This window comes from Reichenbachiella ulvae (assembly GCF_025833875.1).
In the GTDB taxonomy this organism is placed as follows: domain Bacteria; phylum Bacteroidota; class Bacteroidia; order Cytophagales; family Cyclobacteriaceae; genus Reichenbachiella; species Reichenbachiella ulvae.
On the sequence record NZ_JAOYOD010000001.1, the window covers coordinates 3425478 to 3438872 of the forward strand.

Here is a 13395-nt window from a genome sequence, read left to right on the forward strand (position 1 = left end):
TCTAGCTTTCCTTTTCTATATGCGCTATGAGTCGATCCACGGACCTGGAAATAATTTGATAAATATGCTCAAACCCATCATATCCTCCGTAATATGGATCTGGCACATCCAAATCTCCATCAGCCTCTGGATCAAAGTCCCTAAGCATGTAAAGGTTCGCAGGATCGTTTTTCGCCAGCGACTTCATGTTTCGGTAATTATTCTTATCCATGGCGATCACATAATCGAAACGTTCAAAATCCTCTGCTACAAACTGGCGGGCTTTATGAGCGATCGGTACGTTATGATCTTTGGCCACTTGAATAGATCGATGATCTGGACTTTCGCCAATATGATAGGCTGCTGTACCAGCAGAATCTGCTTCATACCCATGTTTTTTAGCACTTTGATTAAACACCGCCTCTGCCAATGGAGACCTACATATATTCCCTAAGCATACAAACAATACCTTTTTCATCCATTCTTTGTTCTTTGGTCTAACATATGCCCGTTTTCAAATTCATTGATCCAGTTATTCATGGCATTCATCGAATTCAAAAAAGATAGAGCATTATTAATTTCTACATTTATATTTGGAAAGTTAATGCACAACCCATGTCTAGGAAAGCGAAATCTGAACTATCGTTCATTCTCAAAATCTTCCTGTTATTCATTATTCTATTTGCTAGTAAAATCAGCAAATCAGATCGGGTATTGGCCGAAAAAGTATTAAAGTCCCAAACAAAAGATTCTGTTTTTGTCATTAATTCCCACTACAAAAAATAGCCTCAAAGGCTCCAATCGATCATTTTAAAAAAACCTTTCTTTTTTTTCATCTTTTTTTACTCTTAGGGGTTACTTTCTTTTTGCTCGGCGTATATAACAGTACATAACACAAATTTTATTCATACACCTGTTTAACATTTTTATCAAAAATGAAAAAGCTCCGAGTCACTTCGGAGCTTTTTGTTTTTGTACCTATCAGAAAATTAAGCACAAAAAAAAGCATCCCCGATCGGAGATGCTTTTAAGTATGTGTACGTGTAACCTTAATATTTTATCTAATTGAAACACCAATCCCTGCAGTAAGGGTATTATACTCTTGGAAAGTATAATCAGTATGAATGGTTATTACTGCCAACTTAAGGCGAAGACCTAAAGTCCCTCTCATTCCTTTACTATCAAATTTTTCATCTATTGGGTCAGTCAATACGATCCCCTGTCCTTCGTCAATTGTATAATCACCTGTTAGGTTCAAGTTGGTACGCACATCATTATATCCTAAACCGCCATAAACTGTCAATACAGAAAGTTTTTTAGAAACTAACAATTGATAAGTCCAAGAATTAATTGCAAATGAGCCTTCCGCATCTTCACTTACAGTCATCACATCTCCATTCGTCCAAAGTCCTGCACTAGAATTGATACGGTTATACCCAACCATAACAGCCATATCAACAGGTATATGCTTGATAGCTGGTATCCACTGCTTAAAATCATGCATCAAACCAAATCCAAACATGCTTACTCTAGACTCATTACCATAGTCATCCTGTCCCTTCAGAGTAGGCATCCATCTAACCTTGAGATCTGTGTTTTTGATGAGTCCAATCCCTAATTGAATCATTGGCGCAGGAACCATTCCGTTATAAGAATCATTCAAGCCTAAACCTGCTGCAGTTTGGAACTCTGCAGAAACAGTCCCATCAGGGTGATCATAGGATGAAGAAATAGTAGTTGTAGTCTCATCTCCGAATAAAGTGGATGTAGTTGGGTTATTTGGATCAACTAATGTTACGTTATTATAGTCAGTTTCAACAATATCAAAAAAGAGATCCTTATCTGGAACAAATGATGTGTTAAGTGTAAATGTTAAATCAAAACCCAGTGGTTTGTGAGCTTTAGCTGTGTTATACCAACCATTGGCAGTTCCATATCCAAAGCCTTTGAATACTGGACTTAGATAGTTCCCCATATAAGTACTTGCGTCTTCGGATCCAGCCTGCAAGAAAGCAGTCATATCTCCCAAGTCCTGTGCATTTGATAATGTAGTTCCAAGCATACAGCCTACCATTAATAGACTTCCGCGCTTAATTAAATTCAATTTCATAGTATCCGTATTTGGTTTTGCGACCTAAAAATAGAGGTAATTGTATAAATCTCCATATTCTCTATGAATTAACTCTAAAGCAAGACATATATTTTAGTCTAATAAAAAATCTATAGGGTCATAAAGAAAATTTATTCGCTGACCTGTCTTATAGAATGGTCAAATCATAAATTTGCAGCCAAGTAATTATTCATAATAATAAACAGGAAAAAATTATGTCATTAGTAGGAAAAAAAGCACCTCTGTTTAATGCCCCAGCGGTAATTGATGGAGAAGAAATAGTTGAGTCATTTTCATTGAATCAATACATTGGTAAAAAGGAAGTGATTTTCTTCTTTTACCCAAAGGATTTTACTTTCGTATGCCCAACTGAAATCTTGGCTTTCCAAGAGAAATTGGCGGAATTCGAAAAAAGAGGAGTCGCTGTAGTGGGAGCTTCTACTGATACAGAAGAAACTCACCTTGCATGGTTGATGACTGCCAAAGACAAAGGTGGAATCGAAGGTGTAACTTACCCATTGGTAGCTGACACAGCTAAAACTATCGCTAGCAACTTTGGTGTATTGGCTGGAGATTGGGATTACGATGAAGAAGGAAACCTTTCTTTCAACGGTCTACCAATCGCTTACAGAGGTACTTTCTTGATCGACAAAGAAGGAACTGTAAGACACGAAACGATCAATGACCTTCCATTAGGAAGAAACATCGATGAAATGATCCGTTTGGTTGACGCGCTACACCACGTAGAAAAGCACGGTGAAGTATGTCCAGCAAACTGGGAAGAAGGTAAAGATGCTATGCAAGCCACTAAAGATGGTGTAGCTGATTACCTATCTAAGCACTAAGATTCTCTCAAGAGATAAGCAATGAAACCGCTTCAGCATTGGGGCGGTTTCTTTATTTTTGGGCCGTGCAAGGAATAGTAAGTAAATCGATGGGGCTTTGGTATCAGGTGGAAACCGCAGATGGCCAAATGCATAACTGCCGACTCAAAGGCAAATTCAAACTACAGGATAAAAAAATATCGAATCCAGTAGCGGTAGGTGATCGAGTCGAACTCATCGAAGACAAAGGTGACAGTAGCGCCATGATCATTGCTGACATCCTCCCACGTGACAATTACATCATTCGAGTCTCTCCCAAGAAAAAAGGTCATAGTCACATCATCGCCTCCAATCTCGATCAAGCGATCGTAGTTGCCACGGTAGGCACACCTCGAACCTCGCTTGGATTCATCGACAGGTTTTTAGTCACAGCAGAGGCTTTCCGTATTCCTGCAGTCATTCTTTGCAACAAGATTGATTTACTCTCTGCAGACGAATTAGAGAGCTTGAAAGCCAAAATGACAGAATACGAAGCACTCGGTTACCGTGTGCTTTATATATCAGCATTGGAAGAAAAAGATGTGCTCAGTTTAAAATCAGAATTAGCCAATAAAACTTCTCTTCTCACTGGGCATTCGGGTGTAGGTAAATCCACAATCATCAACCAGTTGATTCCTGATGCAGAACAGAAGACCTCTGAGATTTCTGACTTTGCCAACAAAGGGGTCCACACCACTACTTTTGCAGAAAGATTCAAGTTAAATACCGACTCCTATATAATAGATACTCCGGGCATCAAGGAGCTGGGATTGGCAGAGATAGAAAAAGACGAGCTCAGTCACTATTTCCCTGAGTTGAGAGAATTGCTAGGTCAGTGCAAGTTTAGTAACTGCACCCACACCCATGAACCTGGCTGTGCCATTGAAGAAGCCTATCAGGAAGGAAAAATATCACAGAGCAGGTATGACAGCTACCTCAGCATGCTCATCGGTGATGACAACCGAAGATAATCAGCCGTATTTTATTAGGTGTATCAACCTTCTTAACCAGGTCAAATTCCATCCCAGATTTACAGCGCTTAGCACATAATACAGAAAGGTCATCCCCTTCAGCTCTCTTAGCATCTCCATCATTCTCATAACTTGATCTCGATGCCCAGTCAGGAAGGCATGTCTCACTTCATACTTCAATCGTTTGACAAGTGCACGGTCCTCCTCTGGCTCTTGATTCAGCTCCATGATTTTTTCACAAACCATAATCGTTGAATTCAATTGCAAATCGGTTTTAGTGTACAACTGAGTGGATAAAGAATTCGTCACCTTTCTGATTTTAGTAAGTAATTCGGGCTGAAAAGCATAATGCCACATCTTAGAAGAACGAATCCAAAAGTCGAAATCTTCATAAGCCAAGTCCTCGTCATAGCCATCTAATTCATCCAGAACCTTCTTTCTCATCATCATCGTGGGAGGAGGAATAAAATAATCACCGATCAAGTCCTTATATATATCCCCTTCTTTAGCTTCATACCTTTTTTTCTTAAAATGAAATTTGATGTGCTTCCCTTCTTCATCTATATATTCCGCATCAGAGTATATCACTCCTACCCTTTCGTGCTGAGTTTCGAAAAAAGCTACCTGCTTTTCGATTCGATCTGGCAGCATCACATCATCACATGCCAAATCAATGACATATTTGCCTTTTGCCATTTTCAATCCCTGATTGAATGCAGTGGTGTTACCCACATTGTTCGGCAGATTGATAAAAGGCACATCAGGATATTCTTCTAAAAAGTTCTGGATTATCTCTTTGCTTCCATCCGAACTGGCATCATCCACTATGATCATCTCAATATGACGATAGCTTTGGTTAAGCACAGACTCTAACGATTCGAGAACAAATCGCACATGATTATAACAAAGACAGATGACCGATACCAGGGGTTGATCCATGACTCAAAAATAAAGTTAATCCACTCTTAGCCTTGTTTTTATCCTACATTCCTTTCAATCTTTTATAGATTTATCTACTTTCGTGTCCCAATATGAAAATACTGCATGATATATCGAAACGCAATGCACTGATCCTGATACTAGGGATGCTAGTGGGTATTGCTGTGATCGGGCAACCGATCGCCAAGGAATATATCAAGCATCACCAATGCTGCGAACTGAAAAAGGAGAGCAGCGACGAAAAGCAAGAGGACAGATCAAACGAGCAGGAAGAAATTTCTGCACTGGAGGCAGTGGCTCCCGCCGCTCAGATTCAGGTGACCAGCATCGATTATGATTTGCTGGATACCGAAATCATATTCAGAGATTTCGTCTCGAACTTTAATCACGACTTTGTTGAGAAGTTGCCTCAGAAACTACTGAGAGTGCTTTTCAATTTCATTATTAGTCCGAACGCGCCCTAAGTTCGCCCTTACTTATCGATCGCCTTTCTCTCAAAAGGCACTCACACTCATTGAAGATTTTTAATCAAACAATAATTACATATTTAACATTATATACCGATGAAAAATAAAGGAGGAGTAGTACTGCTCACGATAGTGGTTTCGCTACTTTGTATCTATTATCTCTCGTTTACATTCGTAGCACAGCGAATCAACGAAGAGGCTACAGCAGCAGCTACTGTTGACAACACAACAGACTATGCTAAAAAGCAACAGTATCTGGATTCTATTTGGAAGGAGCCCGTTTACAACCTTTTCGGAGTTGAATTTACCTATCAGGAAATCAAAGAAACTGAACTCAACTTAGGTCTTGACCTTAGAGGGGGTATGCACGTGACTTTGGAAGTTTCACCTGTTGAAATCGTAAAAGGTATCAGCGGTGATAGTAAAGACCCTGACTTCCTCAAGGCTCTGGATATGGCCAAAACTAGAATCAAAGGAACGCAGCTGGATTTCGTTACTGAGTTTGCGAGCTCTTTCAAAGAAATTGCTCCAAGCAAATCTTTGGCAAGCGTATTCGCTACTGCTGCCAACAGAGGTCGTATCAGCCTAAGCACTTCTGACGAGGAAGTATTGGCATTGATCAACGAAGAGGTAGATGGAGCAATCGATCGTTCTTTCAACATCCTTAGAACTAGAATTGACAGATTCGGTACATCACAGCCAAACATCCAGAGACTACAGGGAACTGGCCGTATCCAAATCGAGCTACCTGGTGTGGACAACCCAAACAGGGTAAGAAAACTATTGCAAGGCGTGGCAAAGCTAGAGTTCTGGGAAGTATATGAGATCAATGAGATCTTCCCTACCCTACAAGCCATGAATGACGCTGCTGTTAAGGATCAGAAGAAAGAGGAGCTTTCTAACTTGTTGTCCGATGATAGCGAAGAAGCTGCACCAGCACAAACAGAAAACATCGATGATTTATTAAGCGATGATACCGCAGAGGCAGAATTGGATTCTGCAGAAGATCTAGCGGCTCAGCTAGAAAGCGACAGTACTGCATTGGATTCTGCAGCTATGGCAGCTAATGTGTCTCCATTGTTCAGCTTATTGCAAGCACAATACGGCTTGATCTACAATCTAAAAGATACCGCTAGAATCAATCGTGTATTGGACAACCCAGATGTTAAGAAGACGATTCCTTCTAACATGAAGTTCTTGTGGGCAGTGAAGCCTATCAGACCACAGGAGGTAACTGTAGATCAAAACGAATTCATCGAGCTATATGCAATCAAAACTGCAAGAGGTGGCAAAGCGCCATTGACAGGTGAAGTAATTGTAGATGCAAGACAGGAATTGGATCAGCGTTCTGCTCCATCTATCGGCATGAACATGAATGCAGAAGGTGCGAAGAAGTGGAAAAAATTGACTGGTGAAAACATCAACAGAAGAATCGCCATCGTGCTAGACAACTATGTCTATTCTGCCCCTAACGTACAAGGTGAAATCCCAGGTGGTAGTTCACAGATCACTGGTAACTTCACTCTGGAAGAGGCAAAAGATTTAGCAAACATCTTGAAAGCAGGTAGCCTTCCAGCACCTACAACTATCGTAGAAGACGTAGTGATCGGACCTACACTGGGTAAAGTTGCTCAAGAGCAAGGAATCATCTCTATCCTGGCCGGTCTGGGTATCGTGATTATTTTCATGATCGCCTACTACTCTAAAGGTGGATTGGTAGCTAACCTGGCACTTTTCTTCAACGTATTCTTCATCCTCGGAATTTTGGCTCAGCTAAGTGCTGCTTTGACATTGCCAGGTATCGCGGGTATCGTATTGACCATCGGTATGTCTATCGATGCGAACGTACTGATCTTTGAGAGAATCAAAGAAGAGCTACGCAACGGATCAGGAGTTAAGCAGGCGATTTCTGCTGGTTATAGCAAGGCTTACTCTTCTATTGTAGATGCGAACGTTACTACCTTATTAGTAGGATTTATCCTTTACTTCCTGGGACAAGGACCAGTTAAAGGTTTCGCGATCACATTGATCATTGGTATTATCTGTTCATTCTTCTCTGCTGTATTCATTACTAGAGTGATTGTCGAGTGGATGACTAAAAAGGGAGACCAGAGCAAAATTTCTTTCTCTACTCCATTCGCTAAGAACTTCCTTACGAATATCAATGCTGATTTCATCTCTAAGAGAAAAATAGCTTACATCTTTTCAGGGATTTTCATCACCATTGGTATCGTTGCGATGTTAGCCAAAGGATTGACTTATGGTGTGGATTTCACTGGTGGTAGATCTTATGTGGTTTCATTCGAAAACCCGGTAGTTCCTTCAGAATTGAAAACTGCTTTGGCAGATGATTTTGAAAAGTCTGGTGTAGAGGTAAAAACTTATGGCGCCAACAACATCTTGAAAGTAACGACCAGTTACATGATCAACGATGAGTCTGATGAAGCTGATGCAACTGTAAAATCAGCATTGGTAGCTGGAATTTCAGACTTTACTGGATTGAGCTATGTAGTAGACGACACTAAGGCAGGAGAAGGAGACTTCACCATCGCTAGTTCATCTAAAGTAGGTGCGACAATTGCGGATGACATCAAAAATGCTTCTTTCGAATCTGTAGCCTTCGCCTTGATCATGATCTTCTTATACATCTTGATCAGATTTAGAAAATGGCAATTCGGTCTGGGTGCGATCATTGCATTGTTCCACGATACATTATTTGTATTGTCTGCATTTGCAATCGCCAACTTAGCAGGAATCTCTTTCGAAGTGGATCAGGTATTCATCGCGGCGATGTTGACGATCATTGGTTACTCTATCAACGATACGGTGGTAGTATTTGACCGTGTGAGAGAAAACCTTGGGCTAAGACAAGGTTCTGAAATGAAACCAGTTTTCAATGAAGCACTCAACAGCACGATTAGCCGTACGATGATCACCTCTCTTACTACTTTGATTGTAGTAGTGATCTTGTTCTTGTTCGGTGGAGCTGTACTGAAAGGGTTCTCATTTGCACTGATCATTGGTATTTTGATTGGTACTTATTCTTCTATCTTCATTGCTACTCCAGTAGTAATCGATTTCAATAAAGAGAAAAAGAGCTAATTCGAAAATTGAAATAATTTGAAACAAGAGCCCCGTCCATTGGTCGGGGCTTTTTACTTTTATCACATGAAAGTAACGCTCATCGGTGGTGGCAAAGTAGCGAAAAGCTTAATGGCAGAAATGCTCGCTATTGAAGTATTGCATGAAGTATATGTTAGAAACGAAAAGGATAGAAAGTTGCTTGCTCTTAATCACCCTCATGTCCGGTTCCCACATCAACTAGACTTTACAGATAGCGAATCCAACTTTTTCATTCTGGCAGTAAGCGACTCAGCAATAGAAGAAATAGCTGAGCAGATTGATCTACCAATCGATGCAATTCTGGCTCACACTTCAGGCACCATTCCATTGGATTCATTAAATAAAAAGAGATCTGCAGTATTCTATCCCCTCCAAACCTTTGCCGAGGGACAGCTCACCCAGCTCCAAAATGTGCCTCTCCTAATAGAAGCAACTGACCCGGATACTTTTAAGGCAACAGAAGCACTGGCCAGAAGATTGAGTAATAATGTAATAGCTGCAGATTCAGCCTTCAGGGCACAAATTCATTTGGCGGCAGTCTTCGCCAGCAACTTTAGTAATCGGATGCTATATGCTGCTGAACAAATACTCAGTGAAATGGGGCAAGAGCTAAATCTAATCGAACCACTGGTCCTACAGTCAATTCAAAATGTATTTCGAAAAGGAGCCAATGAATCACTGACCGGTCCGGCACAGCGAGAAGATCAGGTTACGATAGAAAAACAGAAGCATTTATTAGAGCAAAGTCCTGAGCTTCAAGAACTCTACCAAACCCTAACAAAGTACATCTTGAGCTCAAAAACTGCAAAATAGCAGAACTCAGTTGAGTATAAAAGAATTGCTTTTTTTCACTCCCTAAAAGTAAAAATAAGAAAATCCCCTACTCGCACCTTGATTTTCCTATGACCGAAAGGCTCTTTTTTGGATAAAAAAGGCAGTTAGCGAATTTTTATTAGTTAATTACGAACAGGTGTCAACAAAACCCCTAATAAATTAATTACGAAAATCCTGTATTTTATTAGCCAGCCAATTGCGGCAATTTTGAAGAACCATTTTTGATAAACTATAGCATAACATTAATAACCACTAAGCTATGAAAGGATATTTTATAAGACCGTCTAGAATTACTCCATCAGTATACTTCAATCCAAAGAATCAGTTGTTGGATGTAAGGGGTAAATCCAGCCCAGAAAATGCGTTGGCATTCTACAATGTGCTCTTACAAAACATAGATAGCTATGTGCAACTGGACGTAAGCAAGCTTACGGTGAACATGGCATTTGAATACTTCAATACAAGTTCAAGCAAATGCCTATTTATGATATTAAGAAAATTAGAAAGCATTGAGCAACTTGGCAAAAAAGTAGTCGTGAATTGGTACTACGAAAGTGAAGACGAAGACATGAAAGAAGCAGGAGAGGATTTCAGCTCTTTCTTCGAGTACGAATTCAATTTCAAAGAAGTACCGGTGATCAATACGCTTGGCGGAATTACCGACAAAGATGGCGGTAAAGACGGAAAAGCAGCTTAAGCATTCATTCAGCATTAAAAAAGAAAAGTTATGAAGCCTAAATTCAAATCAGCAGTAAGAACAATAGCTCAAGTATGTATTGGCACATTGGTAACCTACGGATTCGTATTTGCCTGCGCCATGTTGAGCGTAATGATATAGCGATTACTTTGCTTCTTTGTAGTGAGAGAGATTGTGGGAGGTGATACAATCACCGTCGGCAGAGGCGCTATGAGAAAGAGATATTGAAAGCAAAGAGCAAAAGTAATTTAATTAAGGTGGTATGAGGCGCTGCAGATATGCAGGGCCTTTTTTATTTCAAAGGGACGTTCTTTTGAAATACCGTCTCAAAGGAAATGTTGGTATCAGTACCCACTACCCCCTCCAAATCGTGGATTTTACCATATAGCACATCCCTCAGATGGTTGTTATCCCTGGCCATCACTTTGATCAACAAGGCATACTTACCCGAGATATTACAGCATTCGATGATCTCAGGTATCCTCTCCAATTCCTTCACGATTTTAGGTATATACTTAGCATTTGCGATATCGATCCGAGTAAAAGCCTCTGTAGAATAACCAAGCACCGAAGCATTAAACCTATAGGTGGCATTCTCTAATATGCCTAACTGCCTCAACTTATTCACGCGCTGATGGACCATCGTATTGGATATACCCAGCTCCTTGGCTACTGTCGAGAAGGGTACTCGGGCATTTTCACCCAAACGCCTCATGATCGCCCAATCCACTTCGTTAATTTGACTCTTATCTACAGCCATGCATTTAAATAATTTTACTTTTAACTTAAATCATATATATCAATGTCAAATATGACTTCATATATCAACATTTCAAACCATTAACTTCTTAATATTATAAATAATGAGTGACTTTGATTCTTTTTGTTATCGATATGAGTTACAAAGAAGTTATAGCAAAATGCTGGTCGGACTATGTGGATAAAACGCCGTCTGCTGCAAAGATTCACGAAATCTTAGAAGGCCGTGGAGAGCACATAGTCAATGATCACATCGCGTTTCGAACATTTGGTCACCCAAAAGTCAACACAGACAAGCTAGCTGCTGTTTTTGTAGATTTAGGATACAAGGAGTCAGGAGAATACTACTTTGAGGCCAAGAAACTAAGAGCCAAGCACTACGAGCACCCAGATACCGATGCACCTAGAATCTTTATCAGTGAATTGATTTTGGAAGAGTTTTCGGAGGGTCTTCAAAAGACAATAGATGGGCTGTGTATGAGCGTAGAGAAAGGAAAAATCAACTTTCCATCCAGACCATGGGGATTTCCTTCCTATAAAACTTATCAAAAGCTATTGGAAGAATCTGAGTACGCCGCATGGACCTATGTATTCGGTTTTTGTGCCAATCACTTCACGATTTTTATCAATCATCTAAAAAACATTCATTCACTGGAAGAAATGAATGAACTGTTGATCAAAGAAGGATTTCCTATGAATGTATCTGGCGGTATGATCAAAGGAAGCCCAGATCAGTTATTAGAACAATCCAGCATATTAGCGGACAAACAGGCGGTTCGTTTCCAGGAAGGGACATATGAAATCCCGTCTTGTTACTATGAATTTGCCAGAAGGTATCCTTCTAAGGATGGTGAACTATTTACTGGATTCATAGCCAAATCGGCCGACAAAATATTTGAAAGTACTCATTCGAGATAAATGCCCAGGGGATAATAAGCAACACTCTGACCCAAAATGATAACGGCGAAAGCCACAGACTCTTTTCATTATTAGCCTTGTCGGTCTTTTAGGACCGGCAGGGGCATTTTCTCCCTCCCAAAAAACAGACAAAAAACAGCACGCATTTGTCGATTCATATATCTTTGCGGCTATGGCAAAGAATGAAGATCAAAACGAGCTAAAGAAAATAATATCCCATGCCAAAGAGTATGGATATGTATTCCCATCGAGTGAAATATATGATGGCCTAAGTGCTACCTACGACTATGGACAGTATGGTGCCGAGCTGAAGAAAAATATCAGAGAATACTGGTGGAAAGCCATGGTGCAGATGCATGAAAACATCGTAGGTATCGATGCATCTATCTTCATGCACCCTACTACCTGGAAAGCTTCTGGTCACGTAGATGCCTTTAACGATCCTATGATCGACAACAAGGATTCTAAGAAACGCTACCGTGCCGATGTTTTGATCGAGGAGCATGTGGCTAAAATCGAAGCTAAAATCGATAAAGAAGTTGCCAAAGCGGCCAAACGCTTCGGTGATGATTTTGATGAAGCTCAATTCAAAGAAACCAATCCCAGAGTTCTGCAGAACCAGGAAAAGATAGATGCCATCAATGAGCGATTCAAAAAAGATATTGAAGAAGAAAACTTTGAGGATCTAAAGCTTCTGATCGAAGAATTAGGCATAGCTGACCCTGTAAGCGGTTCTAAAAACTGGACAGAGGTTCGTCAGTTCAACCTGATGTTCTCTACAGAACTAGGGTCTGTAGCCGATGGTGCCAGCAAAATTTACTTGAGACCAGAAACCGCTCAAGGGATCTTTGTCAACTACCTAAACGTCCAAAAAACAGGACGTATGAAGCTGCCATTCGGTATCGCTCAGACTGGAAAGGCCTTCAGAAATGAAATCATTGCCAGACAGTTCATCTTCAGAATGCGTGAATTCGAGCAGATGGAAATGCAATTTTTCGTAAAGCCAGGTACCGAAATGGAATGGTATGAAAACTGGAAAGAAAAACGAATGAACTGGCACAGGTCATTGGGACTGGGAGAAGAGAACTACAGGTTCCATGACCACTTGAATTTGGCTCACTATGCCAATGCAGCATGTGATATTGAATTCAATTTCCCAATGGGATTCAAAGAGCTTGAGGGTATTCACTCTCGTACAGATTTTGATCTGAAAGCACATGAAGAGTACAGTGGCAAAAAACTACAGTTCTTTGATTCTGAAGAAGAAAAATCATACGTTCCTTACGTGGTAGAAACTTCCATCGGATTAGACAGGATGTTCCTTGCTATTCTTTCCAATTCGTACGAAGAGGAAACACTAGAAGATGGCAGCACGCGTACTGTTTTGAAAATACCAAAAGTATTAGCTCCAGTAAAAGCTGCTGTTTTGCCATTGCTAAACAAAGACGGATTGCCAGAAAAAGCCCGTGAGATTTTGAATGAGCTTAAGTTCTCTGTCAATGTGCAGTACGACGGCAAAGACGCCATTGGACGTAGATACAGAAGACAGGATGCTATCGGCACCCCATACTGTATCACTGTCGATCACCAGACACTGGAAGATGGAACAGTAACCATCAGAGAGCGTGATTCGATGGAACAAAAACGAGTTTCTATCCAGGAGGTAGTTTCTGAAATCGAAAATGCAGTGGACTTGAAACCACTTTTGAAATCTCTCTAAGAGAGGCTAACAAAA

General features: G+C 40.4%; 12 protein-coding genes. 8 read left to right on the plus strand and 4 right to left on the minus strand.

The window, feature by feature from the left end; translation table 11 throughout:
• Position 1: 1 nt before the first annotated feature.
• Positions 2-457, minus strand: coding sequence for a low molecular weight protein-tyrosine-phosphatase (locus N7U62_RS13645; RefSeq protein WP_264138540.1), 456 nt, complete (start codon positions 455-457; stop codon positions 2-4).
• Positions 458-1036: 579 nt separating this feature from the next.
• Positions 1037-2089 carry a DUF6588 family protein gene (locus N7U62_RS13650; protein ID WP_264138541.1) on the minus strand — a complete coding sequence of 351 codons (1053 nt, stop codon included), beginning with the start codon at positions 2087-2089 and terminating at the stop codon, positions 1037-1039.
• 215 nt (positions 2090-2304) lie between these two features.
• Here N7U62_RS13650 and N7U62_RS13655 point away from each other — a divergent pair, with 215 nt between their 5' ends.
• On the plus strand, positions 2305-2934 hold the full coding sequence (locus N7U62_RS13655; RefSeq protein ID WP_264138542.1) for a peroxiredoxin: 630 nt from the start codon (positions 2305-2307) through the stop codon (positions 2932-2934).
• Positions 2935-2999: 65 nt separating this feature from the next.
• Positions 3000-3923, plus strand: coding sequence for a ribosome small subunit-dependent GTPase A (gene rsgA / locus N7U62_RS13660; RefSeq protein WP_264138543.1), 924 nt, complete (start codon positions 3000-3002; stop codon positions 3921-3923).
• Here the strand turns inward: rsgA and N7U62_RS13665 are convergent, their stop codons facing one another.
• On the minus strand, positions 3924-4862 hold the full coding sequence (locus tag N7U62_RS13665) for a glycosyltransferase family 2 protein (protein WP_264138544.1): 939 nt from the start codon (positions 4860-4862) through the stop codon (positions 3924-3926).
• A 92-nt stretch (positions 4863-4954) separates the two neighbouring features.
• Between N7U62_RS13665 and N7U62_RS13670 the strand changes: the two genes are divergently transcribed.
• From N7U62_RS13670 to N7U62_RS13685, 4 genes are all read left to right on the plus strand, one after another.
• A complete protein-coding gene (locus N7U62_RS13670) occupies positions 4955-5326 on the plus strand; it encodes a hypothetical protein (RefSeq protein ID WP_264138545.1) in 372 nt (123 codons plus the stop codon).
• 99 nt (positions 5327-5425) lie between these two features.
• Positions 5426-8431 (plus strand): protein translocase subunit SecDF, encoded by a 3006-nt coding sequence (secDF, locus tag N7U62_RS13675; protein ID WP_264138546.1) that lies wholly within the window; start codon positions 5426-5428, stop codon positions 8429-8431.
• Between the two features lie 66 nt (positions 8432-8497).
• Positions 8498-9265, plus strand: a complete 768-nt coding sequence (locus N7U62_RS13680) for a Rossmann-like and DUF2520 domain-containing protein (protein ID WP_264138547.1) — start codon at positions 8498-8500, stop codon at positions 9263-9265.
• Positions 9266-9545: 280 nt separating this feature from the next.
• The gene (locus N7U62_RS13685; RefSeq protein WP_264138548.1) at positions 9546-9983 is read left to right on the plus strand and encodes a DUF1987 domain-containing protein; all 438 of its coding nucleotides are present in this window, start codon (positions 9546-9548) and stop codon (positions 9981-9983) included.
• A gap of 292 nt (positions 9984-10275) precedes the next feature.
• On the opposite strand, the gene N7U62_RS13690 is transcribed toward N7U62_RS13685, so the two are convergent.
• On the minus strand, positions 10276-10743 hold the full coding sequence (locus tag N7U62_RS13690; protein ID WP_264138549.1) for an Lrp/AsnC family transcriptional regulator: 468 nt from the start codon (positions 10741-10743) through the stop codon (positions 10276-10278).
• Positions 10744-10877: 134 nt separating this feature from the next.
• Here N7U62_RS13690 and N7U62_RS13695 point away from each other — a divergent pair, with 134 nt between their 5' ends.
• Positions 10878-11660 carry a DUF1338 domain-containing protein gene (locus N7U62_RS13695; protein WP_264138550.1) on the plus strand — a complete coding sequence of 261 codons (783 nt, stop codon included), beginning with the start codon at positions 10878-10880 and terminating at the stop codon, positions 11658-11660.
• A 172-nt stretch (positions 11661-11832) separates the two neighbouring features.
• Complete coding sequence (locus tag N7U62_RS13700) at positions 11833-13380, plus strand: glycine--tRNA ligase (RefSeq protein ID WP_264138551.1); 1548 nt, start codon at positions 11833-11835, stop codon at positions 13378-13380.
• Positions 13381-13395 lie beyond the last annotated feature (15 nt).